Origin of the sequence: Erythrobacter sp. GH1-10 (genome assembly GCF_045363165.1) — a bacterium.
Classification (GTDB): Bacteria; Pseudomonadota; Alphaproteobacteria; order Sphingomonadales; family Sphingomonadaceae; genus Erythrobacter.
Genome location: NZ_JBJFLP010000001.1, coordinates 1002204 through 1026662, shown reverse-complemented (window position 1 = coordinate 1026662; position 24459 = coordinate 1002204). Strand labels below are relative to the sequence as shown.

The following is a 24459-nucleotide window of genomic DNA, read 5'->3' as shown; positions in this document are numbered from 1 at the left end:
CGATTGCGCATTCTCATTCCCCCTGATGACCCCGCTCAGGCAAACCGCTTGGCGATCGGCAGCTCGCGCAGGCGCTCGCCGGTCGCAGCGAAGATCGCATTGGTCAGCGCCGGTGCCACCGGGGGCAGTCCCGGCTCGCCCGCGCCGCCAACCGGAACATCGCCCGAATTGATGATCTCAATCTCGATCTCGGGCGTCTCGTCCATCCGCAACATCTTGTAATCGTGGAAATTGCTCTGCTTGATCGCGCCGTCTTCGAGCTCGAGCTCGCCATACAGCGCAGCCGTCAAGCCGAACACGATGCCGCCTTCGATCTGGTTGCGGAAGCCGTCCGGGTTCATCACGTAACCGGCATCGCACACCGCCCAGACCTTGTTGAGCCTCGGCCTGCCCGTTGACATATCGACCTCGACCACTTCGCTTACGATGCTGCCGAAACTCTCGACAATCGCGACACCCTTGGCTGTGCCTTCCTTGCCCGGCTCACCCCAGCCGCTGATTTCGGCGACCTTTTCGAGCACCGCCTTGTGGCGCGGCGCGTTGCCGAGCATGGCGAGCCGGAATTCGACCGGATCCTTGCCAGCTTCATGCGCGGCTTCGTCGATGAAGCTTTCGATGAAGAAGCCCTGCACCGAGTGATCGACAGACCGCCATGCCTGGAACGGCAGGTGCAGTTCGGCCTCCGCCACGCGCACGGCAGTGTTGGGTATATCGTACATCGCGGGGACACAGGCTTCCGCCGGATCGTGGCGCTGGGTAAAGAGGCTGTCATAGGCGACGAGTTTGCCGTCACCGTTGAGCCCGCCGCGCATCCGGCAAGTGTCCGCGTTGCGGTAAAGCGCCTTCTGGGTGTCTTCCTCGCGGCTCCAGATCATCTTGACCGGATAGCCGGTCGCCTTGGCCACGCGGGCCGCCATCGAGACATATTCCGCTCCAAGACGCCGCCCGAACGCGCCGCCAAGGTAAGGGTGATGGATCGTGATGTCGTCCGCCGAGACGCCGATGGTCTTGGCGACTTCGCTGCGCGCCATCAGCGGCACCTGCGTGCTCGTCCAGATGTCGCATTTGCCATCCTTGAAGGAGGCCGTGCAGTTCATCGGCTCCATCGGGGCGTGGGCTAGGTAGGGAACCTTGTATTCGGCCTCGATCCTGCTCTGAGCGCTGCCGAGTGCGTCATTCGCGTCGCCCTTTGCCGCCGCAGTCTCGCCGCCGGTTTCACCCGCCGCATCGAGCGCCTTGGCAAAGACCGCGTACTGATCGTCCATCGTCTTGACCGGGCTCGGCGATTTGCTCCAGCCGATATCGATCGTATTCACCGCCTGCTGCGCTTGCCAGTAGCTGTCCGCCACCACGGCAACGAAACTGCCCATGTTGAGTATCTGCAGCACGCCCGCCATGTCTTTCGCGCGGGAGGCATCCATGGTCTCGACGCTGGTTCCCGGAACCGGCGGACGCACGACCGCTGCATAGCTGAGATCCAGTCCTTCCGGAGTGGCGTCGATCCCGAACTCGGCTGTGCCGTTCACCTTCGACGGAATGTCGGTGCGAGGCTTGCTCTTGCCCATCAACCGGTATTCGGCGGGTTTCTTGAGTTCGGGGGTCTGGTCCATCGGCTGCTCGGCGGCAGCGCTGGCAAACTCCGAATAGGGAGCCGAATTGCCGGACTTTTCATGAAACAGCGTGCTGTCCTTCGTCGATATCTCGTTCGCCGGGACGCCCCATGCGTCCGCTGCGGCACCGATCAGCATCTTGCGTGCGGCTGCGCCCGCAACGCGCATCGAATGCTGCCCGGTGGTCCGGATCGAGGACGAGCCGCCGGTGATCATCGCATCGGCAAAGCGCGCGACCTGCGTGAACAGGCCGTTCCAGGTCGGCTCGATCCAGTCGGCGGCGTTCAAGGTGAACGGCGCGACGAACATGCGCGCGGTGTCGGTCACAACATAGCTGCCGTCGGCAGGCGCCTGCATCACGCGGACGTCTTCCCATTTGGCATCGAGTTCGTCGGCGAGCATCTGGCCGAGCACCGAGTGGGCACCCTGCCCCATCTCGCAATGCGGCACGATCGCGGTGACGATATTGTTAGCGTCGATCTTGACCCAGGAATTGACCAGCTGCTCACCCGCGCCCGGAGCAACCTTTGGCGCAAGCTTGCCGACCGGATTGCCTGGTCGCACACCGATGCCGATCAACAATCCGCCGCCTGCGAGCACGCCTGCGCCGATAAATCCGCGGCGGCTCCACTTGGCGAGGCCGGAACGTTCCTTCTTGTCGGGGGTCATGTCGTTCATCGATCAGGCCTCCACGCTTTCATCTTCTGGCCGGGGTTCGATCTGCCCGGCAGCGACTTTGATCGCGCGGCGGATTCGGGTGTAGGTCCCGCAACGGCAGATATTGCCCGACATCGCGGCATCGATATCGGCATCGCTCGGGTTGGGATTGTCACGCAGCAACGCCGTAGCGGCCATGATCTGGCCGGACTGGCAGTATCCGCATTGCGGCACCTGCTCCGAAATCCATGCCTGCTGGATCTTGCTGAGCTCGCCGTCAGGGCCGACAACGCCTTCGATCGTTGTGACTTCGCGGCCTTCGGCCTGTGCCACGGGGGTCGAGCAGGAACGCACCGGTTCGCCATCGAGATGCACGGTGCAGGCACCGCATTGCGCGATCCCGCAACCAAACTTGGTCCCGTTCATTCCCAGCTTCTCGCGCACGACCCACAGGATCGGCATTGCCGGATCTGCGTCGACCGTTACCGGCTGACCATTGAGGGTGAAACTCGCCATATCGAAAAATTCCCCGCGCTGCTCTCGGTTGCAGTTCGCAATCTATCGAAGAGGCTGTCGCAAGGGAAGGGCGTGGCGGCAATTAGGCGTTCCTCCGATCCCCGTAGCGCCATCTTGGAACGCGACCGACCGCTATGGTGTTCATTCATAAAGGAGAACAGAATATGCCAGCATCGGATCACGCCAACCTCGAGCAATTCATGGAAGGCGTGAAGCAGCGCAATCCGGGGCAGACCGAATTCATCCAGGCGGTCCAGGAGGTCGCTCAGGACATTTTCGATTTCATCGAGGACAAGCAGGAATATCACGAAGCCCAGATTCTGCGCCGGATGGTGGAGCCGGACCGGGTGGTTTCGTTCCGGGTGTGCTGGGAAGACGACAGCCACCGGATCAGGGTCCAGCGTGGCTGGCGTGTGCAGAACAACAATGCCATCGGCCCTTACAAGGGCGGCATCCGCTTCCATCCGAGCGTCAACGAAAGCGTGCTCAAATTTCTCGCGTTCGAGCAGACCTTCAAGAACTCTCTCACCGGTCTGCCGATGGGAGGTGCCAAAGGCGGATCGAATTTCGACCCGCACGACAAGTCCGACAGCGAAATCATGCGATTCTGCCAGAGCTTCATGACCGAACTCTATCGGCATGTCGGGCCCGACACCGATGTCCCCGCCGGCGATATCGGCGTGGGCTCGCGCGAGATCGGCTATATGTTCGGACAGTACAAACGCATCACCAATCGCTGGGAAGGCGTTCTCACCGGCAAGGCGACCGAGTATGGCGGCTCGAAAATGCGGCCGGAAGCGACCGGCTATGGCGCGGTGCAGTTCTTGTGCAATATGCTTCGTCATTCGGGCAGCGAGATTGACGGAAAGACCGCGATCATTTCCGGCGCAGGCAACGTCGCCCTCCACGCGGCAGAAAAACTGTGCGACCTCGGCGGTAAAGTGCTGACTTTGTCCGATTCAGACGGCTTCGTGCACGATCCCGATGGCATCGGCCGGGACAAGATCGAATGGGTCAAACGCCTCAAGAACGAACGCCGCGGCCGGATCAGCGAATATGTCGAGGAGTTCAGTGGGGCAGAATACCATGAGGGCAAGCGCCCCTGGCACGTCGCAGCCGACCTCGCTCTGCCGTGCGCGACCCAGAACGAGCTCGAAGAGGACGACGCCAAGGCGCTCGTCGACAACGGCTGCATCGCAGTCGCCGAAGGCGCGAATATGCCGACAACCCTGAAAGGGGTGAAGGTCTTCAAGGACGCCCGGATCATGTATGCGCCCGGCAAGGCGGCCAATGCAGGTGGGGTTGCAGTCTCGGGGCTGGAAATGAGCCAGAATGCCGAGAGGATCAGCTGGAACCAGGAGCGCCTTGGAGACATGCTGACCGAGCTGATGAAAGACATTCACGAGAAATGCGTCACCTATGGCGACGATGGCGACGGCTACATCGACTACGTCAAAGGCGCGAATATCGCGGGGTTCAAGAAGGTCGCCGACGCCATGCTGGCCTTCGGCGTGGTTTGATTCCCTAACGAACCCCCAGCTGCTGCGCCTGTTGCCTTAGCTGGTCGGCCTGGTCTGGATTGGCGGCGATGGCGGCATTGAGCGCAGCGGTCGCCCTGTCCGGCTGACCCAGCGTCATGCGGCTGCGCATCAGCATCACCCATCCCTCGATATCCTGCGGCTCGGACTGCAAGCGTGTTTCGAGCCGGGTGACCATACCTTCGACCATTGCGCGCTGATCGGCGGGAGCCTGTTGCCCAAGAGCCTGAGGTGCCTCGCTCTCACCGCGATCCATGGTCCCGACGATGTAGGACGCGGTCGCCATCAGAAATGCCGCGGCGAGAAGGATCCACCCCGGTTTCGAGCGAAACCAGGTGTCCTCGCTTTCGTCGCCGACGCGATAGTGCTGATCCGATACCATGCTCTGGCGACTAGCATCGACGTCATGGACGGGCAATCGCTCGACCGCGTTTAGAAGTTGACCCCGGCGCGAATATTGAACTCGGGATCGTCGCTCGGCTGGCGTTCTCCGCTCCCGCCAAGCGGAAATGCGCTCTCGACTTCGAAATCGAGAATGCCGAGCCGTGCCCGCACGCCCGGTCCGGCCGAGAACAGCGATCCCTCGCTACCGGTCTGGTCGATATCCGACACCGTTCCGCCATCGACGAAAGCGTAGAGTTGAAGAAAGTCGAACGGCAGGTCGCGCGCGTCGAAATTGTAGCGCAGCTCCAGCAGGCCATAGATGCCCTCATCGCCCAACACCTCGGCAAAATCGTAGCCGCGCGTGCGATAGGCTCCGCCCAACCCGATTTCCTCGCTCGCGAGCAGCGGACGATCGGCAACCTGCCCGCCCGCGGCGAAATACAGGTCGAGCCGCTTGACCAGCGGTACCCTTGCGTCAGCATTGAACCTTACCTTGGTGTAGACCCCGTCGCCATCGAAGCGAGAGGCGAAAGGATCGCCCAGTCGCGTCGCACCGAGTATGCCGAGCCCGCGTTCGATCCGGACGCTGGTGCGAGCGAAACCTCCGGCAAAGGCAAACCGTGTCCTGAGCCCAACTGCGGCCGTCACAAGCGTATCATCGCGAAGCATCGCACCGAGATCGTCCTGTTCGATCGAGATGTAGGCCATCTCGCCCTCGATCCATGCGCTCGCGTCCTTCGTTCGCCGGATCGGGGCCGAGACCTGCACGTTGGCACTCAGCGTGTCGCCGTTGATGTCGGACCCGTCGAGCGCGCCGCCGGGATCGGTGCTGCCGATCCCGCCAGCGACCCTGAGCGTCACACCGCTTTGCGTTAGCTGCGTTTGATAGGAAGCCGATGCGAACAACAGTTCATCGGGTTCGAGCGGATTAAGCCTCAGCGTACCGCGAACCTCATCGGCCGATGACAGGACTTCGGCAACTCGCGCGGTCGCACTCGTGCGTATCGGGCCGAAGCTCTCGGTGCCGTAATTGTCGACATCGATGCGCCACTCGGACGTCCGCTCTTTAAGCGCGACCTCGAGTACGTTTCGTCCATTGATCCGGCGCAGCTTTGCTCCGGCCAGTTGCACTGAGGGAATATCGGAAACCAGCAAAAGAGTCCGTTCCAACTCGTCGCGATTTGCCGGCCGTCCGATGAGAGCACCCAGTGTCTGCCGCGCCATGGCATTCTGGTATCCGGATATCGCGACATCTTCGATCCGGCCCTCGTCCATTTCGATCTGGACGATACCGAGCGCTGCGGCATCTTCGTCGATCGATGCGCGCGCATAGGGATAACCCTCTTCCTTTGCGAGCGTAACAAGCTCGTCGTTAAGTCGCTCGAGCATTTCGTCGGTTAAGGGTTCGCCGAAATAGGCTTCGACCACCGCCTGGTACTTAACGTCGTCGACCGCCTCGTTGCCGGTAATGACGACCGCGCCGATTTGATTCGATCCGGCGGAACCCGCATCGCGCCCCTGTTCGGCAATCGCCAGAACGTCCGCATAACCGATTTTTGGCGTGTTTTCAGCTGATTGTGCGTATGCGGATGCACACGGTGTGCACAGCATCGTCCCCAAGATCAGCGCTTTAGCCGGCGGCATCGGTGGTCTCCATTACCCTCCGCGCGATAGGCATTTACACCTAAGGAATCCTTACACCTTTGTTGTTGTTAACTTTCTGGAAAGGAGCGCTTTTCACCACTCATTGAAACGTAGGGTCCAAAAGCGGAGGCCAGCAAGAAGAAGATTTGAGTTGAGGAAATGATCTCTTTCGCCAGACGCACGATCGCATTGGCCGCACTGATGGCCAGCACGAGCGCGCTAGCCTCCGCACCCGAATGGAAGGTGTCGGAAGCGAGCGGCAGCGTGTCGATCGTGCGCGACGGTGAAGTGCGCAGCGCGCGAGCGAACAGTTCGCTCGAACCCGGGGACGTTATCCGGACCGGTGCGAAGGGCCGCGCGGTCCTCGTGCGGGGCAAGGAATTCGTCGTCGTCTCGCCCCGTGCCGAACTCCAGCTTGCAGAACCGGAAAAGAGCGGTCCGATCATCCAGTTCTTCCAAAACATCGGAAATGCGCTGTTCCGGATCGAGAAGAAAACGACCCAGCATTTCGGCGTGAAGACACCCTATCTTGCAGCGGTCGTAAAGGGCACGACGTTCAACGTATCGGTCACCACTTCGAAATCGAGTGTCCAGGTGACCGAGGGTGCGGTCGAAGTCGCCACCGGCAACGATCTGGAAGCGGCTTTACTGACGCCGGGCATGGTCGGACTAGTCGATGCGGGCAATCTAGAGAATCTGGTGGTTATAGCGGGCAACCGGGCATCCGGAGACACCGCAGGCATTGTGGTGCGCGGAGCACCAGAAATCCTGGCTGAGCCGCCAAAAGAGCCAGCCAACGACACCGCACGCAACGTCGCATCGCCCAATTCCCGGCTCGCTCTGCTGAGTTCGCTGGACGACCAGGTTGCAGGTGGCGACACCGGTTTGGACGCTGCGATTGGGCAACGCGGCGACGAGATCGAAGTCGAAGTGGCACTGGCACGCAGCGAGGCGCCGCGTAGCAACAGCGGCCGCAACGGTGAAGTCGAAGATGAAAGTTCCGTCGATCCGACCACCGGTCCTTCGAACACAAACGACAAGAGTGCAGGAAAGCCCAAAGCAAACGGCAACGGTGGCGAGAATGGCATCGGAACTGTCGATCTTGCGGCCGAAATCGGCATCGGCAATGGCAATGGCAACGCTGGTGGCAACGGCAAAGGTAACGCTGGTGGAAACGGCAAGGGCAAAGGTGGCGGTAAAGACCAGGACAAAGGCGGGGCGGAGATCGATCTCGGCCTCGATCTGGGCCTCGGCACTGGCGTCGGCTCCGGCGAGGGCAACAAGGGCCAGAACGACGGTGATGGCAACAGCCGAGGCAACGGCAAGAACCAGGGCCAGGGCAATTCCGATCAGGGCAATGGTAGCGACAACGGCGATGACCAAGGGGGCTTCGATCTCGGTGACGAACTCGGCCTGAACGGTCAGGGCGGAGTTCCGTTCGGCGACGACGAGAACGGCAATCGGGACGAACAGGACCCAACCGGCAACGGAAACGGAATTCGTGGCGGCGGCGGTAACAAGGGTTTCAAGCCCTGAAGTTGGTTCGCAGGTGACCAACCGGTCGTCCGGCCAAATTTGACGATCATTTTCCAGCTTTTTTCCAGGTTTGCACGCCCAATCCGGTATTGGTGCAAACGCGGCAGTAACCCTTTTCCGGCATAGGAGGCACTTCGTCTGGCGCTCTGCGCTCTAGGGGAGACACGAAGTGTGGGTAATGCGTGCCTTGCGCACGGCCAGAAATGCGCAGATCCACGGTGCTGCGTTCATAGTCGCAGCGCTGGTGGCGGTGCTGTTCGTTTCCTCCGGCATCGGATCGGGCGCGGAAAACGCGCTCCGCGACAGCCGCGACACATTGCGCATCACTCCGGCGAGCGGCGAGATCGTGATCGTTGAGATCGACGGGCGCTCGCTCTCCGAAATCGATGAATGGCCCTGGCCGCGACGACATTATGCCACTGCGATCGAGGAGCTCGATCGGCTCGGCGCCGAGCAGATCGCGTTCGATATCGATTTCTCTTCGCGTTCCGAGATCGCTGAAGACGCGCGTTTGGCAAAAGCGATCGACACGATCGGCCAGCCCGTCATCCTGCCGACGTTTCGCCAGCTCAGCCGCGCTGGCACGGGCCAGACGATTTCTGAAGCGATCCCGATCCCCGGCCTGCGCGAAAACTCGTTCCTCGCCTCAGTCAACGTGTTTCCGGGAGCTGATGGTAGGATTACGCACTATCCCAACGGAACGACCACCAACGGCACCGCTCGCCCCTCGCTCGCGAACATGCTCGCCAAGAAGGGCGGAGAAGTGGACTTGTTTTTCAGGGTCGATCAGGCGATCGCCCCCAACACAATCCCAAGGCTGTCTTTCATCGACCTTGTGGAAGGCAAGGTCGCTCGAGAAGATGTTGCCGGAAAGCGGGTGGTTATCGGTGCGACCGCGATCGAGCTCGGGGACCGTTATTCGACGGCGCTGTACGGCGTCCAGCCCGGCGTCGTCATCCAGGCTCAAGCCGCCGAGACACTGTTGCAGGACCGTGCTCGCAGCGATTTGCCCGCCTGGTTCACGCTGGGACTTCTCATGGCTTCGATCGCGCTCGCGCTGGTAGTGCAACGGCGATCCGCCGACAGGCGATTGGGACCAAGCGCCTTGGCGATAGGAACCGGCGCTTTCTTCGTGGTCCTCGCGCTCGCGCTCGATCAGCTGGCATTGCCCTATATCCCGCTTGCCGGCCCGCTGCTTTTCGTCGTGCTCTTTGTTGGCCTGCATCGCGCCATAGGTGCGGCAGCGAGCCTCGAAGCCGAACGGATGACCGACACCGCGTCGGGCATCGCCAACGGGGCCGCAATGGCACGGGTTCTGACACATCGACCGCAAATGCGCGTCGCGGTCGCCCGAGTTGCCGATTTTGGCGACGTCGCAACGGTACTAGGCTCAAGCCGCCTCGCAATGCTCGACGGTGAGATCGTGCGACGCCTCGCGCTACTTTCCGGGATCGAGGACGTTTATCGGATCGATTCCGGGCTTTTTGGCTGGCTCGTTTCCGAAAACGGTGAAGACAACCCGGACGAATTGTTTGCAAGCGCTCGCGCATTGTTCAACGCGCCGTTCGACGTGGACGGCGAGCGCTTCCGTCTCTCTCTGAATTTCGGATTCGTGGCTGGTTCGATCGAAGGCGCGACCTACGCATCCGCCGACGCTCGCAAACGCGGCCTCGTCTGGTCCTCGAACGCCGAAAATATCCACGAAGGCGCGCACTTCCGACAGCATCTTCTCAGCGAGCTTGACGAGGCCCTCTCGAACGGAGCGATTTCGGTTGTTTACCAGCCAAAACTGCGGTTTGCAGACGGTGCCATTGCGGGGGCGGAATGCCTCGTCCGCTGGAACAGCCGGGAATTCGGGCATATCTCCCCGTCCGAATTCATTCCCATTCTCGAGAGCAAGGACCGGATCGACGAACTCACCCGGTTCGTTTTGCGGCAGGCAATCGACGACTATCGCTTGGCAGTAGAAGCGGGGAGGGAACTCAACATCGCCGTCAACATATCGGCGCAATTGCTCGGCGACGAAGCCTTCGTCACATATGCTATGGAAGCAATCGGTGCTGTCGAACGCTCTGGCGACGGTGGGATCACACTTGAGATAACCGAAAGCGCCCCGCTTGCAGATTCGGTCAGGGCCCGCTCGGCCATCATGCGCCTGAGGGCGTCGGGCGCCCGCATTTCGATCGACGATTACGGCACCGGGCAGGCGACGCTCCACTACCTGCAGGATTTTCCGGTTCAGGAACTCAAGCTCGACCAGAGCTTCGTCCGGGGGCTTCGCCAGAACCGCAAGGACCAGATCATGGTGCAATCGACGATCGAGCTCGCCCATGCGCTCGGTTTCGCCGTCGTGGCCGAGGGTGTGGAGGACCGGTCCACACTCGATATCCTGCGCGAGCTCGGCTGCGACTATGCGCAGGGGTGGCAGATAGGCAAGCCGATGTCCTGGGCAGAGTTGGCGGCGTTCGTGAATGACCACGACGCAACCTATGCAGCCGCCTAGCCCTGCCGGACTCCGCACGATCACTTGAAAAAGGGCTTGGATTTCCTCGCGTGACATGTGCAAGAGGCGCGCGAAACGTCATGGGCCTCGTTCGATCTTTCAAGAAAGCGGTGTTGCACGCGGAAATCGTGCTCGGCCTTGCTTATGCAAGGTTGCTCATCAAGCTCGTCCCGTTCCGCTGGTGGCGCCGCTCGCTCGGCCCGATCGACGGTAGCGAGCAAGCGCCCATGCCCCTCTCGCCGCAGCAACTGAAGCAAGCGGGAGACATCGGCCGGATCATCAAACGGCTCGCGCGAAAGCAGAAGTTCGAGGCGGTGTGTTTCCCGCAAGCGATAGCCGGACGCTGGGTGCTCAAGCGGCGCGGCATTCCTTCGCAAATCATACTCGGATCGAGGCGTGCAGACCCTGCCGGAAACATCGCTCTGCACGCCTGGCTCAAGGTCGGCGATCGGGTAGTGACCGGCGAGGACGAGTATGAGAAATACCGATCTTTCGGCTCCGGAGGATCGCCCGCTGGATCCGATTGACTCACGTTTGGCCTGACCCGCATAGATTGGCGGCACACATGAAGGGGCGCTCGATGATAACTAGGTTCAATTGCCTGCTCGCAGCAGGATCGATGGCATGCGCAGCGCAGGCTGATGCAAGCGAGCCGATGCCACCGGTCATCCCGATGAGCGAGACCGAGCAGGCCGATCCGGCCAGGCCCCAGCTCCTTTCGATGCGAGAGCGGGCGGCAGTGATCGATCGCATTCTCCAAGAACGTCTCGACCAGATCATCCCCCGGATCATGCGCGAGCAGAACGTGCAGATGTGGGTGCTGGTCGCGCGCGAATATTTCGAAGAACCGGTCGTCGCCTCGATGCTCGACGCCCGGAACTTTCACGCCCGCCGTCGCACCCTGCTGGTGTTCTTCGACCCCGGCGACGGCCAGCCGGTCGAGCGGCTGACAGTGAGCCGATATGGGTTGGCAGGCCTGTTCGAACCCGCGTGGGACCCGGAGGAGGAGCCCGATCAGTGGGCTGCGCTCGCGGACATTATCGCCGAGCGCGATCCGTCTACGATCGCAGTCAACACTTCAGACATCACAGCGTTCGGCGACGGGATGACATTGAGCCAGTATCGCGGCATGGTCGACGCCCTGCCCGAAAGCTATCGCGAACGGATTGTCAGCGGAGAAAGGCTATCGGTGCGCTGGCTCGAGGAACGTGTTCCGGCCGAACTCGAGATCTACCCCGGTATTGTGCGGGTTGCGCATTCGCTGATCGCACGTGCATTCTCGCGCGAAGTCATTACGCCGGGCGAAACCACCGTTGCCGACGTGCAATGGTGGTACCGCGAAGAGCTGGCCCGGCTTGGACTGAAGCCGTGGTTCCACCCAGGGGTCGGCGTGCAGCGACAGGGTGCGGAGGGCATGTTGCGCGGCGATACGGTGATCGAGCCAGGCGATCTGATCTGGACCGATTTCGGCATCACCTATCTGCGGCTCAACACCGATACGCAGCATCTCGCTTATGTCCTGAAGCCCGGCGAAACAGATGCCCCCGCAGGGCTTGTCCAGGGATTGAAGAACACCAACCGCGTACAGGATATCCTGATCGAAAGCTTCGAAGCCGGCCTTCCCGGCAATGCGGTCCTCGCCCGGGCACGCGCGGCTGCACTGGCCGAAGGGCTCGATCCCTCGATCTATTCGCATCCGATCGGCCTGCACGGCCACGGTGCAGGCACGGCAATCGGTTTCTGGGACAACCAGAAAGACGACCCGCGCGGGGCCTATCCGGTGCATGCCGGAACCATGTGGTCGATCGAGCTCACCTCCTATCTCGAAGTCCCCGAATGGGGCGGTCAGCGGGTCGATTTCCGTTCGGAAGAGGACGCATGGTTCGACGGCGAGAGTGTGCGCTTTCTCGATGGTCGCCAGACCGAGCTCACGCTCATCGCGTCAGACTGAGGCTAGCTGAGCTGGCGATCCACCGGCGTCTCGATCGCTGCCAACCGATCGAGCAGCGCGGGTAGCTTCGCCCAAGACCTAGCCTCCTCCACCGCTGGCTGCACCTCCGCCGCTCGCGGGACTCGATCCTCCGCTCGCACCGCCTCCAGCAGAAGACTGTGCCCCGCCGCTTGGGCTTCCGCCACCTCCGCTGGCCGAACCGCCCCTGGCCGAGCTGCCTCCTCCTCCTCCTCCTCCTGCACCAGCGCTGCCGCCGACACCTGCCGGACGCGAGCCACCGCTTGTGCTGCTTCCACCTCCACTGGCGCCGCCGCCAGAGGGCCGGGCTCCTCCACTAGGGCCTCCGCTTCCGCTTGCCGGCTGCGAGGCGCTGCTTCCCCCTCCTCCACCGGCGCTGCTCCCTCCATCCGAAGGCCGAGCTCCCCCGCTCGCGGCGCCGCCTCCACTGCTGGCGGATCCTCCGCTCCCACCGCCGGCGTTGCTGCCGCCGCCGCTGCGAGCCGCAGGCTGCTGGGTGCGCGCTGCACCGGTCGGTGAAGGCGGACTCAAGGGACTGGGCGGCGGCGGCGCCGTCGGAGTGCGCAGCGAGCTGTCGAGACCGCTGCGCCGTGCGGTCCTTTCGGCCTGGCGCCGCCCTTCGCGGGCTGTCCGCGCGGCCTGTATCCGCTGCGCTTCGGCCTCAGGGTTCAGCGCGTTGACGCGAATGCGCTCGCGGTCGCTCGAACCGGCCAGCCGGTCCAGCGGGACATAGTCGGTGCGGAAGATCAGCTCGACGCCGCTGTCGAGATCGAGTTCGGTGTTGATCTCCTCGCTGGTCTGCGAGCGCTCGGTGGTGACATAGCCGATCGTGTTCTGGACTTTCGCTTCCGCACCCCAAGGGCCGAAACGCGCTCCACCGCGAGCCTCCACAGTGTTGCGCATGTCGAATTGCGAGCCGCGATCCTCGGCGGTCGCGCTCGACGTGTCGACGTGAAACTTCATCGAAGCATTCAGCCGCCCGCTTTCGATCACGATCCGCTGGAGCCCCATCTGCACCATGGTTGCGAGCATCTGCTGCTTGTTACGGGCCAGCGCTGCGCGAGCGAGCGGGACGAGGCTCTCCGGGTTGCCGGTCGGTATCGTCTGCCCCTGAGGGACCCCGAGCGCGATCCGCAGGGCGTTTTCCTCCGGAAACGAGCCTCCCGGCAAGAGTTCCAACCGCTGCTCAGCGTCGCGCTCGCGCTGCCACTCCGCGCGTTCCTCGGGCGACATTTCGGCCGGATCGTCGAAACCATCATCCTCCGCCCCCGTAACACGGAAAGACCCCGGGAAGCGCTCCGCGAGCCATGCGCGGGCCCCGGCCAGCCCCACATTCGCATCGGCGAACCCGTCGGTCGATGCGGCGACATTGCGGATCAGTTCGACAAAGGCGGTGAGCTGCTGCTGGTTGGAGTCGTTCATCGCCTTGAACACGCCGGTGATCAGCTCGCTCACGAAGCGCGGAAAGGATACAGCCTCGAGCGTGTCGCGGGTGGTGCTCGCCAGCCGCCGCGCCGCCTCGCCGAAGGCCGGTTGCGACTGGGCCTGCGCAATCGGACGGGAACTCGAAGGCGCAATTTCGGGAGAGGATAGCGCGAGGCTGCGTTCTTCCTCTTCGGCGAGATCGAGTGCAGTCGACCCGATTTTGACAAGCGACTTGGCAATGTCCTTGCGGGTGTCGCGATCGAGCCGGTTGAATGCATCTGCTGACGACAGGACCGATCGCAAGCCGTTGCGAACGTCATCGCGTGCCCGCTGACCCGGTGGCGCGGCCATCTCCATGGTTCAGGACCCGAGCTGGGCCCAGGCCGAGCCGGAGCCTCGACCCTGGCCGGGTTGATAGCCTGCGCTGCTTTCACCGATTTCGAGGACCGCCTCAATCCATTCCACCGCTGCGCCGATCACTGCGTCGCCAGGGCGGATGATCGCGGAATTGCCGACCATGTCGTCGGATCGATCCGCGAGCCAGGCGAGGATGGTCATGCCGGACTTGCCGCGGCGAATGTAGGGCGAAGGGGGGCGGACCTCTTGCGCAGACAGGCGTCCGATCGCCGCAATGACATCCCAGATGTTGCGCGCGCCGAAGCGCGCCCGCAGATGCGGGTGACCGAGGATCGCGACGGCTTGCTTCAGGGTAGCGATGATCTCGCCCGCGAAGAATGCGGTGATGCCGGTGCTCGCCTGCAACAGGTTCTCCATCAGCTTGCGACCGGCAAGCCGCACCTGGTGCTGGACCGCGAAATTGTCCGAGCCCTGGCCCGGAGCGACCTTGAGCAGCGCTTCGCACAGGGTCAGCATGCGATCTTCGAACAGCGCGTTGCGTTCCACACCCGCAGTGATCGGCCCAGACGAGGTGCCGAACAAGCGCGCGTAAAAGGCATTGCGCTCGGAGGCGTCGGGACGGTCGCCACGACCCTGCCAGAACTTGCCGACGAGCGGCCTCGCGGGGCCGAGATCGACTTGCAGCACCGAGCTCGATAGCCCGGCCAGCTTTTCCGCTGCCGGGATGACGCCTGCCGGTTCGAGTTCTGCGGCGAGGTATAGCGAGGCGAGCGCGCGCAGCTGTGCTTTGTCGATCGGCGGCGTGCTTTGCTCGGGAATGTCGAGATAGCCGAGCTCGTCGAATGCGAAGGCAAGTCCCTTCGCCGTTGCCTGCGCCACAAGCGCTTCGCTCTTCTGCAGAGCGAAGTCGATCTCGGCATCGGCAACGGGAGGGAGCAGCGCCGTCATTGCGTGGCCGGCTCCTTCTCCTCATTGGGGTTGAACGGCATCGAGTTGCCCTGGATCACCGACATCATTCCCGGCGTCGCCATCTTTTCCATCGGCAGGAAGTCGCTCTTGAAATTGACCCTGACGTCGCCCGAGAGCCGCGCCTTCACTTCCGCTTTGGACTCGCTGGTCTCATCCACGGCAGAACCGACCGTTGCGACGTGTTCCTGCTGCCCCGTGAAGGAAGCCTTGGCACTGTAAGGCGAGTACCAGCCTCCGTAGCGGGCTTTGACGGACTGGGTGTACTTCTGCGCCTCGCGGTCATGCATGCTCGCGGTGGCGGTACGCCGCGCGACGTCGGAGGCGCGCATATCGAACACCACCTTGGCGTTGATCGAACCGTCGGTGACCACGATCCGGTTGATGCCGAGCATCACCATCGAGGACAACAGCTGCTGGCGGCTCTTGGCCATCTCCAGCCGAGCGGCGGTTACGAGCCGCAATTCCGCATTGGCATCGGAAAGATCGGTGACCGGCGGATTGACGTTCATTTCCTTGCTGATCTCGGCCAGCCGCACTGAAGCGTCATCGCCCTGCGCCTGCAAGCGCGGCGGCGAGACCTGCTCGCCGGAAATATCCTCGTCGGCGAACCCGGAACCCCAGCCGTCGTCCTCGAAACCGACCGACATCACATCCGGATATTTGTCCGCAAGGTAATCGCGCCCGCTCGCCTCGGTGATGTTGTCGGCCATGAACTGATCGGTCGTTTTCGCGACATTGGCGATAAGGTCGCCATAGGCGCGCATCTGTTCGATCGAGCTTTCGACGATGGCCTGGAATACGTTCTTGATCAGCCCGCCGACGAAGGCGGGAAAGTCGACTTTTTGGACCAGCTGACCGAATTGCTCGACCCCCTGCTCGACCGCACCCGCCTTGAAATCCTCCCCGGCAAAGCCCTGTTTGCCCGACAGGCGTCGCTTGGTGGCATCGACGGCGCTTTCCTTCATCGCCTCTGCGGTTGGCGGGCTGGATTGCGCCTTTGAAACCGGTTCCTCGGGTGAACGCGCCGCGGCAGCCGCCGCTTGCGCAGCCCTCGAAGGTTCAGGGCCGGTAGTTTCCCCCAGCTCGGACAGGATTCCGTCCGGATCGCGCATGTAGCTGAAGACCCGCACGGTATCCTTCGCGATCTGCGCCCGCTCGTCATCGCCAAGCGCCTTGAAGGACGGGGCGGACATGAGCCCATCGCGGATTTGCGGACGGACTTCGGCGATGGCTTCCTGGCTCGTGGGGGCCATTTGCACATGCCTCGACCGAGGCGGCGTTCCGGTGGATGTGCCGGGTAGTGTGACGGGCGTGGCCATAGGGTTCTCCTTCCTAGGCCGGCGGCGGGGCGATGGTGCCGCCCGTAGACTGGTTGCCTCCGGTGTTCCCGGTCGTGGGGGGCGGCGGTGCCCCGCGAGGCGAAGGCACGACATTGGGATCGACCGGGCGCGCATTGCCCTGGATTGCGGCGATCATGCCCGGCGTCGCCATCTGATTGAGCGGCAGGTAATCGGACTTGAAGTTCACATCGACCGCACCCTGCAGCTCGATCTTGGCCATCATCGCTGCATCCTGCGATTCCGCCGCCATTGTGCTGGCGGTGATGATCGGCTTTTCTTCGTACTTGTAGTTGCCTTTGGAGAACCAGTCGGCGCTGTATTCTTCGGTGTTGTATTCGCCTTCGCGACTACCGCCTGAATCCCATTCGCGTTCGGAATCGCGGGTTTTCTCGACACCGCCCCAGCGGTTGCGGGCATAGTCCATCGCAGCGGCTGAACGGCGTTTCGAAAGCCGGTCCGACGTGCGGACATCATACTTGACCTTGGCCGATATCCGCCCGTCGGTGACAACGATGCGGTTGATGCCCATCAACACTATGCTCGCCATCAGCTGTTGGCGCTGGCGAGCAAGCTGCATCCGGCTGTTCTCCACCAGAGCGCGTTCGACGTTCTCGTCGCTTAGGTCGAGGCTCTTGAGATTGCCCTCTTCGAAAGTGAGCTTGTTGTTGACCTTGCGCAAAGCCTCGCTCTCGCCGACGCCATCGCGCAGTTTCAGCCTCGGACCGGAAGACTGAGTCTGGCCGAAGACATCATCACCGCCATCGCCGAAATCGCCGAAATCGCCGAACCCGCCCGCGTCTCCGGAGCCGATCTCGAACAGGTCGGGGAACTGATCGACCAGGTTGTCGCGCCCCTGGTTCTCGGTGACGTGATCGTCCATGTATTGCGAAAGCGATTTCGCTACATTGGCGATCATGTTCTGATACGCCTCCATCTGTTCGATCGAGCTTTGGGTGATCGACGAGAAGACACCCTCGATCAGGCCCGAGACGAATGCCGGAAATTTGACTTCGCGCAGCAGCTCGCCTGCAACCGCCGCCCCCTCGCGGGCCGCATCGGCTCTGAATTCGCCCTCACCGATTGCATCGACCGCAGCCCGGCGATCGGCCCAGCTTGCCTCTTGCGGGACATTGTCGTTCCTGGAGAAGAACATTCCTTCCGCTGGCGCTGCAGGACTGGTCGCCATGCCTTCGGGCACGACCCCACCGACGGCGCGGCCATCCATCCCTTCCGGCTGAGCAAGGTAGCCGGCGACCTGCGCGGTCGCTTTCGCGATGGCCTTCTGGTCCTCCGGACTCATTTGCCGGAAGGCAGGCGACTTCTGCAGGACCCGCGCAACTTCTGAACGGACCTCCGGCGCGGGCTGCGGATCGTGATCCTGGCCCGCTTGGTGGCTGCTGGCTGTTTGAGCTGACATGCTGGTCATGACAGGCCTTTCTTGTTTGGCAGTTGCCCCTAGGCGGCCTGCGATACGGCTTCTTGTTGCAGTTCGAATTCGACCGGTCGCAGGTACAGGCTGACGCGCGGCGGCGAGGTGCGGTCGGTCCGCAGGCTCACGATCGAGAACCGGCCCGGCCAGTGCTCGTCTTCCGGGGTGAAGGCGCCGATCCAGCGTTCCAGCGCGGCAAGGCTGCGCGGTCGTTCGGCCAGCCCCATCGTCAGCAAGCTGAGGAAGCTCGGGGGCACGTCTGGGATGTGAGCGAGCAGCAGATAGATCTCGAAATCGGGACCGTTGGGACCTTCTCCGAAAGCCATCAGCGCCGCATGCGCCGGGATGTCAAACCGACCGCCCAGCACGAGCCCAATGGTCTGCATCAGCCCGGGCAGGCGGTGCCCAAGCCCCAGTTGGTCGAGCGCCGGCTGGAGATCCGCCAGCCGGATCGGCTGGGTGCAGGCGAAGGTCAGACGCTGCGAGCCGCTCTCCCGTTCGGCGGCAATGGTAGTGAACAATGGCTTGAGCCCGGGGATCATTTGCGTCGCGACCTGCACAGTGCGGAACAGCGCGACAGGCAGACCCTCGATCACCCCGCCATTGCCATTGGTCTCGTAATAGACCTTGGACGAATAGAGGCCGTTGCGATCGTAGGACGATCCGAAGAAGGCCCCGTAATCGAGCAGGCTGCCATTGCCGATTCCGCGATAGGGCTCGCTCGCGCGGTCGAACCAGTAGACCGCGTCGGTACCGATATTCTGGTCCAGCAGCCGCCGCATCTCGCGGGTCGATTCATTGCGCCGGTCGATGCTCGATGCCTGGGGCGGCAACGGTTCGATCGTGAAGCGCAGGATACTCGGCTGCATTTCCGAGAAGCTCGGTTCGAACGGGGCCGCCATCGGCGTCAGAGCGTTGTGCCCATAGCGCTCGTCACCTTCCGGGTAGAAGAAGGTACGCCTGAGCAGGTCGTGCACCGATGGCACAGGATCGGTTGTGCCGAGCCGCTGCGCCGCGCTTCGCAAACGGCGCTCGACCTTGTGCATCAACGGCTGGGATGGAGTTGAGAAGTAACTCATCGCCGTTCTCCTTTTCTATCAAACGGGGCAGTTCAGTGCCGCGTGTTGTGCTGTCCCAACCCGATGCCGATGTCGTCGAGCATATCGCGCGCCATCGCCGGGATCGGGATCGGTTTCGAGGTCATCAGCGGCGATTCCTTCGGCTGCGAGAGCTCCTCGACCTGGCGGTCGCTGGTCGCGGTATCGGCGAGCCAGAGTTCGCAGGCATTGACGAGATCGTAGTCGCTGGGGTCGCGGGTGGCTCTGTGCGAAGGCCCGTGGAACAGGCCAGGATTGCGCACTTCGGCAAGGTCGATCAGCGGACCCGTAGGACGGCTGATGAGCTCGGCCTTCTTGGCAAGCCATTCGGCGATGATAGTGCCGCAGGTCGCCAGCGTGCGGTAACGCGAGCTCGTCTTGGCACCGCCCAGGTCATAGGTCGCGACCTGGTCGATCACCTGCCACATGTCACGCGCGCCATAGGACGCCTTGATCTCGCGATCCTCGAGCAGGTCGATCATGAACTTGATCTGCGACTGCAGTTCCCGCGCGGCGTAATGGGCCATGCCATAGCCGTGCAGCGTGAGGTTCGCGGCGAGATCGCGCGCGGCCTTACGGACCTGTTGCTGGCTGATCGCACCCGGCGTGGCCGAGCGTAGCAGCGTATCGACCTCGTTCTGGCGAACGAAGGACGACACCGAAGAGACGAACCGGATCCACAGGTCGTTGAAGTCGCGATTGACCAGCGCATTGGGATTGCCGCCCGGCACGCCGAGCGTGATCGTCTGAAAATCGCGGCGTTCCTGTTCGGACATCCGGTTGGGGGCCTCGCGCCAGTACTTGTAGAGCAGTTCGCCCGCCCTGCCCGAACCGATCGGCAGCATTCCGCGCTGGAACTGTTCGACGATCCGGTCGACCACCTGGTAGACCTTGAGCTCCTCGAACATGGCCGAGACGATCATAGGGCCCATCACCCGGATGTTCTCCCTGACGATGTTGGTGTCGGCGATGCTTTCGAGATCGGGCAGGTCGATCCCGCCGGTCGCGACTTCATCGAAACCGCGCACGTTCTGGACCTTGTCGAGAACCTCGTTGATGCGCCGACGCAGTTGGGGTTCCTGGGCATGGACACCGCGTTCATCGAGGCCGCGCACGACGCGGGCGAATTCGACCACGTCGACGCTCGGGTCGAACTCGGCGCCAGCGCTACCGTCCTGGTCACCTTCCTGAGCGAGCAAGGCGAGGACGTTTTTGGCGAGATCGCCATAGCTCGCCGCTTCGCCGATCGCACGGAACACAGCGGCGTTGAACGACCCGTAGCGCCGGTCGCTTTCGTCCGGATAGATGGTTCTCCCGTGGCCCGTTCCCGTAGCCTTCTTGCCGGTTACACCGCGCGCCTGAGGAACGACCGTCAGCTGCGGCGGCTCCACTTCGTCCAGAGCGAGAATGCCCATGACCAGGGAGATTTTGGTCATCACATCGTCGGTGGGCTTGGAGTTCGTGATCTCGCCTGTGTCATCATCGAGATCGTCCCCGTCGAGGACAAACCGCCCCTCATCGTGGGACCGGATCTCCGGATCGATCAGCGAATTCTCGTTAAGCAGAGTCCGGGCCGTAACGAACAGCGGATCGACACGCTCTTTAGCTTTCGACGGGTTGTTCTGGCTCTTGGTCCACTCGTCATAGATTTCAGTGAGGCGGGCGAGTTCATCGAGCTGCGTCTTGCTCAGTGCCTTGCCGTCATCACGGAGCTTTTCGAGCGAGTTCTTCTCGTAAGTGAGCCTCTGGTGGGCCTTGCGTTCGCGCCATTCGAGATCGCGGAACCGCGTTTTTCTGTCGATACGGGCCATTGTCTTACTCCTTGGAAAATTGTGTGAACATGAGACTTCGTGGTTGGGTCAGGGGACCGATCGATCATCCATCATCGGCGCCTCCGTCGTCTTCGGGTCTTTCGTCGAGGACCGCGTCGATCTCGCGGTCGAGAGCCTGGAGCGCGGCCTTGGCGTCGAGGATGCCGGTGCCGCAGCCGGTCGGTGAATCGAGCCCGAACGGACGCGCAGACGTCATCAGGACCCGCTTGATGATCCGGTGGTCGACCGGGAACGCGCGGCGATGCGCATGCGCGACGAGCAATGCAGCTGCGCCCGAGACGAAAGGCGCGGCAAAGCTCGTGCCCGTCGCATGCTGGTATCCGCGCAGCGACGTGGTCAGGACTTTCTCGCCGGGAGCACAGAGCGCGACATGTTCGCCGCGGGTCGAAAAACCCGCCGGGCGGCCGTTGCGGTCCACCGCGCCGACCGCGATCACTTCGGGGTAAGCGGCGGGCCAGTAGCGTGTTTCCTGGCCGTTGTTCCCGCTCGCCGCGACGAGGATACAGCCGCGCGTCACCGCGTATTCTATCGTGTCGGCGTGCGGGCGCGGGCTGGAAGGCGAGATCGCGGAATCGTCCGTGCCGAAGCTCATATTGATGACCTTCGCGCCAAGGTCGACCGCGAGCTTGAGCGCCATGTCGAGATCGCTGATCGCGCCGAGGCCGACGGCCTTGTCCTTGCCGGGGAGCCGGGCCGCCGCGAGCGCGCGCAGCGGAAGGATACTGCATTGGCCGCCGATGCCGGGGGGTATCCGCAGGCCGTGCGCAGCGATGATGCCCGCGCATCCCATACCGTGGCCGACATAATCGTCGGTCGGATTGCTGTCCTTGCGCCGATGGTCGCCCAGTAAGTGTACGCCGGCGGCTACGTCGCGATCGTCGAGCTGGACGGTGTCGTAGCCGGCGCTGAAGACGTCCTGCAATTCGGCATGGTTTTCGCTGATCCCGCTGTCGATCAGGCCGATCCGTACGCTGCGATCGCCGGGCTCGTATTTAAGCGCCTCGCCCGCATGCACCATCGCGTGAAGCGCTCGGATATCGTCATTATCTTCCGGGGTCAGGGGGGCCTGCATATCGAATGGCAGCGCGGTGACGTAATTAGGGCTGGCGGATTCGACGGTCGGGATCTGGCGCAGCGTCTCGCATAGCCTGCCGACATGCGCATCCGAAGGGACTCGCATCACGAAGGTCCGGGCAAGACCGGTGGCTTCCTCGATCGGATCGAACTGTTCGCGATCCCCGTTTCCCGCACCGAGGCTGGCCGCTGCCGAATGCAAGCGGCAGGCGCGGAACCCTCCGGCGAGTTCGCTGGTAATCCGGTCGATCGGGCCGCCATCGATCGAGGTCGCCGCCGAGAGTTTCTTGCGCGAGACTTCGCGCAGGGCGGGTATATCCTGCGGCGCCTCGCCCAGCGCCATCTTGAGCATGACTGCGCCGGGCAGCGAATACTGCTTGTCTTCCGGGGAATTCCAGGCGGCGGCGAGGCTGATACCGGTCACGATGCCCCCCCTTCCCGAGCCAGCTGCAAATCCGGACCCGGCGCGCATTCGGATAGATCGAACGCCATGCTGGTCGCCACTTGCGGGGCTGGCTCGATCGTGATCTCGCCCGACCATTGATCGTCCGAGGGTGCGAGCAGCAATTCGCCGGCCGATGATTTTAGGATCGAGACCGGGCGATTGCGGATGCGGACCTGCGGGAAGCCTTCCTTGCGCACGAGGTTGCGCCCCTTGACGCGCAGCAGCGGCGGGCCGCCATCGGCGTTGTCCGGCGCGACCGGTTCGACGATATCGACGCGCGGCCTCGCTGCGCGGTCCAGCGCCTTGCGCAGGCGATCGACCGGCAGGTTGGTGACGCGGCCAATGGTGTGGACCGCGTTCTTCTGGTCGAGCTCCTGGAACTGGCGAATGGTCTGGACCCCCGCCCATTTGAGCCGGGTGATCTGGTCTGGCGTCAGGCCGCTCTCTGCCATGTCGAGCGGCTCGTCCTCCTCGTCCTCGGCAAAGCTGATCGCGTTCTCCTCGATCGCCGGCCGGGTGATCGCGGTGAAAACGAGGTGAAAAACGCTGGCGTCGGTCTCTCCCGCCGCCGCAGGCCGGATGCGGATTTCGCTGGCGACGAATTCGATATGCGCACGCAGGTCGAGGTTGATGTCCTTGATCGCGAAGGTCAGCGGCAGGTTGAGGTTGCGCGCCTTGATCGCCATCGCCGCCTGCGCGTTGTCGAGCTGCGACTGCACGGCCTGGATGAAATCCTCCAGACGCAGGGTTCCGCCATCGGTCATGGCTCGACCTCCCCGGCTTCCCAACGCACCGCGAGCCGCGAAACTGGCGGATCGAATGGAGTTCGGGTGAGGAACAGCGGCACATCGCCGTGCAGCGCCGCGCCTTCATCAGACGAATGCAACCGCAGTTCGATAGGTAGGTCGATCTCCAATCCATGAACTGCGATTGGCGCACCGGCAGTGCCTTCAAGCGCGCTCGAGGCAATCTCCTCGAGGAGTTCGGCGAGGGGGCGGCGCAGCTTCATGACGTCGGTCCCGGTTGCGTCGGGGCAGGTGCAACCTGCGCAGGCTGGGTCGGCTGCGGTGCCTGTTGCACCGGCTGGACCGGCGCAGGCAGCGGTTGTTGCACGGGTGCCTGCACCGGTTGCACCGGCTGCTGCTGGATCGCCTGGCGCATCGCCCCGCGCTGCGCCTCGGTGAGGCGGCTGTGCCGTTCGAGCAGCGTGCGCTGCGCCTCGTCAACGAAGCGTTCGAGAGGCACGTAGTCGGAAGCGAAGTTGATCCGCACCTTGCCGCGCAATTCTGCCGCCAGCTGGGTGTCCGACTGCGCGTTGATATCGACCGTTGCGACCTTGACCGCGGCTTGCTGATGCCCGCGAATGCCCCATTGCGATTGCGGGGTCTGGGTGTCGTTGCCGGTTGCATAATCGACCGCCGCGCGATCGCGCGCCGCCGCGCGGAAGCGCAGGCTGGTGTCGATCACGCCGTCCTTCACGACCACGCGCTGCATACCCATCAACACCATGCTGGCCAGAGTGGAGAGGCGTTGCTGTGCCATCCGCTGGCGAGCGAGCGGCAGTACCTCGTTCTCGAGAGTCTCGCTGTCGGCTGGCTGACCTTCGAGCCCGAACTCTCCCATCAGCGCGAGGTCGGGCGCATCGAAGTCATCGGGCGAGACCAGCGGTGCGAGTTTGTATCCACCGGCCTCGTCGTCCACCAGCGTGACGTCGGAGGGGTACTGCTCAAGCAGCCAGGCGCGGGTCTGACCCTTGGTCACGTTCTCCTGCGCGAACTGGTCAAGCGGTTTCGAGACCGCTGTCACCAACTCGGCGAAGGATTCGGTCTGACGGATCGAGCTGTCGACAATCGCATCGAAGGTGCCGTGGACGAGCGATGCCACGAAGGCGGGGAAGTCGATTTCGTCGGAAAGCTCCCCGGCACGCCGACCGAGAGCATCGGTCGCTTTCTCTTTCGGTTTGCTCTCTGTGGGCGCGCTCGCGAACGGGTCTTGCTGCCGGGTGCTTTCGCCGTAGGCGGGCCCCGCAGCAATCTCCCGGCCGAAGGCATCGCGCGCGAAGCTGCGCACCGGGGTGGCCTGCGGGTTCCTGTCTGGCGGGGGAGGAATGTGACCCGGCATCGCGATGTTCCTC

19 protein-coding genes are annotated in these 24459 nt (G+C 63.1%); 5 read left to right on the top strand and 14 right to left on the bottom strand.

Features of this window, described 5'->3' with window-relative positions; genetic code table 11:
* Nucleotides 1-35: 35 nt before the first annotated feature.
* Nucleotides 36-2288 carry a molybdopterin cofactor-binding domain-containing protein gene (locus ACI5KX_RS05040; RefSeq protein WP_406809580.1) on the bottom strand — a complete coding sequence of 751 codons (2253 nt, stop codon included), beginning with the start codon at nucleotides 2286-2288 and terminating at the stop codon, nucleotides 36-38.
* 3 nt (nucleotides 2289-2291) lie between these two features.
* Entirely contained in the window at nucleotides 2292-2783 is a 492-nt protein-coding gene (locus tag ACI5KX_RS05035; RefSeq protein ID WP_406809579.1) for a (2Fe-2S)-binding protein, read from the bottom strand.
* Nucleotides 2784-2947: 164 nt separating this feature from the next.
* On the opposite strand from ACI5KX_RS05035, the gene gdhA reads away from it, so the two are divergent.
* The gene (gene gdhA, locus ACI5KX_RS05030; protein ID WP_406809578.1) at nucleotides 2948-4303 is read left to right on the top strand and encodes an NADP-specific glutamate dehydrogenase; all 1356 of its coding nucleotides are present in this window, start codon (nucleotides 2948-2950) and stop codon (nucleotides 4301-4303) included.
* Nucleotides 4304-4307: 4 nt separating this feature from the next.
* On the opposite strand, the gene ACI5KX_RS05025 is transcribed toward gdhA, so the two are convergent.
* Nucleotides 4308-4703, bottom strand: coding sequence for a hypothetical protein (locus tag ACI5KX_RS05025; protein ID WP_406809577.1), 396 nt, complete (start codon nucleotides 4701-4703; stop codon nucleotides 4308-4310).
* A 50-nt stretch (nucleotides 4704-4753) separates the two neighbouring features.
* The gene (locus ACI5KX_RS05020; protein WP_406809576.1) at nucleotides 4754-6349 is read right to left on the bottom strand and encodes a ShlB/FhaC/HecB family hemolysin secretion/activation protein; all 1596 of its coding nucleotides are present in this window, start codon (nucleotides 6347-6349) and stop codon (nucleotides 4754-4756) included.
* Between the two features lie 201 nt (nucleotides 6350-6550).
* On the opposite strand from ACI5KX_RS05020, the gene ACI5KX_RS05015 reads away from it, so the two are divergent.
* From ACI5KX_RS05015 to ACI5KX_RS05000, 4 genes are all read left to right on the top strand, one after another.
* Nucleotides 6551-7885, top strand: a complete 1335-nt coding sequence (locus tag ACI5KX_RS05015; RefSeq protein WP_406809575.1) for a FecR domain-containing protein — start codon at nucleotides 6551-6553, stop codon at nucleotides 7883-7885.
* 178 nt (nucleotides 7886-8063) lie between these two features.
* Complete coding sequence (locus ACI5KX_RS05010; protein ID WP_406811320.1) at nucleotides 8064-10388, top strand: EAL domain-containing protein; 2325 nt, start codon at nucleotides 8064-8066, stop codon at nucleotides 10386-10388.
* 80 nt (nucleotides 10389-10468) lie between these two features.
* The gene (locus ACI5KX_RS05005; protein WP_406809574.1) at nucleotides 10469-10915 is read left to right on the top strand and encodes a lasso peptide biosynthesis B2 protein; all 447 of its coding nucleotides are present in this window, start codon (nucleotides 10469-10471) and stop codon (nucleotides 10913-10915) included.
* A gap of 53 nt (nucleotides 10916-10968) precedes the next feature.
* The gene (locus ACI5KX_RS05000; protein ID WP_406809573.1) at nucleotides 10969-12339 is read left to right on the top strand and encodes a M24 family metallopeptidase; all 1371 of its coding nucleotides are present in this window, start codon (nucleotides 10969-10971) and stop codon (nucleotides 12337-12339) included.
* A 78-nt stretch (nucleotides 12340-12417) separates the two neighbouring features.
* Here the strand turns inward: ACI5KX_RS05000 and ACI5KX_RS04995 are convergent, their stop codons facing one another.
* The 10 genes from ACI5KX_RS04995 to ACI5KX_RS04950 all read right to left on the bottom strand — a co-directional run bounded on the left by ACI5KX_RS04995 (nucleotide 12418) and on the right by ACI5KX_RS04950 (nucleotide 24446).
* Nucleotides 12418-14133, bottom strand: a complete 1716-nt coding sequence (locus tag ACI5KX_RS04995; RefSeq protein WP_406809572.1) for a hypothetical protein — start codon at nucleotides 14131-14133, stop codon at nucleotides 12418-12420.
* 9 nt (nucleotides 14134-14142) lie between these two features.
* Nucleotides 14143-15087: a hypothetical protein gene (locus ACI5KX_RS04990; protein WP_406809571.1), complete on the bottom strand. Its 945-nt coding sequence runs from the start codon at nucleotides 15085-15087 to the stop codon at nucleotides 14143-14145.
* Nucleotides 15084-16361, bottom strand: a complete 1278-nt coding sequence (locus tag ACI5KX_RS04985) for a hypothetical protein (RefSeq protein WP_406809570.1) — start codon at nucleotides 16359-16361, stop codon at nucleotides 15084-15086. The genes ACI5KX_RS04990 and ACI5KX_RS04985 overlap by 4 nt, the downstream gene beginning before the upstream one ends.
* Nucleotides 16362-16440: 79 nt before the next feature.
* Nucleotides 16441-17748 carry a hypothetical protein gene (locus ACI5KX_RS04980; protein WP_406809569.1) on the bottom strand — a complete coding sequence of 436 codons (1308 nt, stop codon included), beginning with the start codon at nucleotides 17746-17748 and terminating at the stop codon, nucleotides 16441-16443.
* Between the two features lie 155 nt (nucleotides 17749-17903).
* Nucleotides 17904-18956: a hypothetical protein gene (locus ACI5KX_RS04975; RefSeq protein WP_406809568.1), complete on the bottom strand. Its 1053-nt coding sequence runs from the start codon at nucleotides 18954-18956 to the stop codon at nucleotides 17904-17906.
* Between the two features lie 32 nt (nucleotides 18957-18988).
* Nucleotides 18989-20785 (bottom strand): hypothetical protein, encoded by a 1797-nt coding sequence (locus ACI5KX_RS04970; RefSeq protein WP_406809567.1) that lies wholly within the window; start codon nucleotides 20783-20785, stop codon nucleotides 18989-18991.
* Nucleotides 20786-20849: 64 nt separating this feature from the next.
* The gene (locus tag ACI5KX_RS04965; RefSeq protein ID WP_406809566.1) at nucleotides 20850-22304 is read right to left on the bottom strand and encodes a S8 family peptidase; all 1455 of its coding nucleotides are present in this window, start codon (nucleotides 22302-22304) and stop codon (nucleotides 20850-20852) included.
* Nucleotides 22301-23089, bottom strand: a complete 789-nt coding sequence (locus ACI5KX_RS04960) for a hypothetical protein (RefSeq protein WP_406809565.1) — start codon at nucleotides 23087-23089, stop codon at nucleotides 22301-22303. The genes ACI5KX_RS04965 and ACI5KX_RS04960 overlap by 4 nt, the downstream gene beginning before the upstream one ends.
* Complete coding sequence (locus ACI5KX_RS04955; protein WP_406809564.1) at nucleotides 23086-23334, bottom strand: hypothetical protein; 249 nt, start codon at nucleotides 23332-23334, stop codon at nucleotides 23086-23088. Before ACI5KX_RS04955 ends, ACI5KX_RS04960 begins: the two co-directional genes overlap by 4 nt.
* Nucleotides 23331-24446: a hypothetical protein gene (locus ACI5KX_RS04950; protein WP_406809563.1), complete on the bottom strand. Its 1116-nt coding sequence runs from the start codon at nucleotides 24444-24446 to the stop codon at nucleotides 23331-23333. Before ACI5KX_RS04950 ends, ACI5KX_RS04955 begins: the two co-directional genes overlap by 4 nt.
* Nucleotides 24447-24459 lie beyond the last annotated feature (13 nt).

Coding starts and splice junctions, on each gene's coding strand:
- ACI5KX_RS05040 (WP_406809580.1), bottom strand. CDS start 2,288: ATGAACGACATGACCCCCGACAAGAAGGAACGTTCCGGCCTCGCCAAG.
- ACI5KX_RS05035 (WP_406809579.1), bottom strand. CDS start 2,783: ATGGCGAGTTTCACCCTCAATGGTCAGCCGGTAACGGTCGACGCAGAT.
- gdhA (WP_406809578.1), top strand. CDS start 2,948: ATGCCAGCATCGGATCACGCCAACCTCGAGCAATTCATGGAAGGCGTG.
- ACI5KX_RS05025 (WP_406809577.1), bottom strand. CDS start 4,703: ATGGTATCGGATCAGCACTATCGCGTCGGCGACGAAAGCGAGGACACC.
- ACI5KX_RS05020 (WP_406809576.1), bottom strand. CDS start 6,349: ATGCCGCCGGCTAAAGCGCTGATCTTGGGGACGATGCTGTGCACACCG.
- ACI5KX_RS05015 (WP_406809575.1), top strand. CDS start 6,551: ATGGCCAGCACGAGCGCGCTAGCCTCCGCACCCGAATGGAAGGTGTCG.
- ACI5KX_RS05010 (WP_406811320.1), top strand. CDS start 8,064: ATGCGTGCCTTGCGCACGGCCAGAAATGCGCAGATCCACGGTGCTGCG.
- ACI5KX_RS05005 (WP_406809574.1), top strand. CDS start 10,469: ATGGGCCTCGTTCGATCTTTCAAGAAAGCGGTGTTGCACGCGGAAATC.
- ACI5KX_RS05000 (WP_406809573.1), top strand. CDS start 10,969: ATGATAACTAGGTTCAATTGCCTGCTCGCAGCAGGATCGATGGCATGC.
- ACI5KX_RS04995 (WP_406809572.1), bottom strand. CDS start 14,133: ATGGCCGCGCCACCGGGTCAGCGGGCACGCGATGACGTTCGCAACGGC.
- ACI5KX_RS04990 (WP_406809571.1), bottom strand. CDS start 15,087: ATGACGGCGCTGCTCCCTCCCGTTGCCGATGCCGAGATCGACTTCGCT.
- ACI5KX_RS04985 (WP_406809570.1), bottom strand. CDS start 16,361: ATGGCCCCCACGAGCCAGGAAGCCATCGCCGAAGTCCGTCCGCAAATC.
- ACI5KX_RS04980 (WP_406809569.1), bottom strand. CDS start 17,748: ATGAGTCCGGAGGACCAGAAGGCCATCGCGAAAGCGACCGCGCAGGTC.
- ACI5KX_RS04975 (WP_406809568.1), bottom strand. CDS start 18,956: ATGAGTTACTTCTCAACTCCATCCCAGCCGTTGATGCACAAGGTCGAG.
- ACI5KX_RS04970 (WP_406809567.1), bottom strand. CDS start 20,785: ATGGCCCGTATCGACAGAAAAACGCGGTTCCGCGATCTCGAATGGCGC.
- ACI5KX_RS04960 (WP_406809565.1), bottom strand. CDS start 23,089: ATGACCGATGGCGGAACCCTGCGTCTGGAGGATTTCATCCAGGCCGTG.
- ACI5KX_RS04955 (WP_406809564.1), bottom strand. CDS start 23,334: ATGAAGCTGCGCCGCCCCCTCGCCGAACTCCTCGAGGAGATTGCCTCG.
- ACI5KX_RS04950 (WP_406809563.1), bottom strand. CDS start 24,446: ATGCCGGGTCACATTCCTCCCCCGCCAGACAGGAACCCGCAGGCCACC.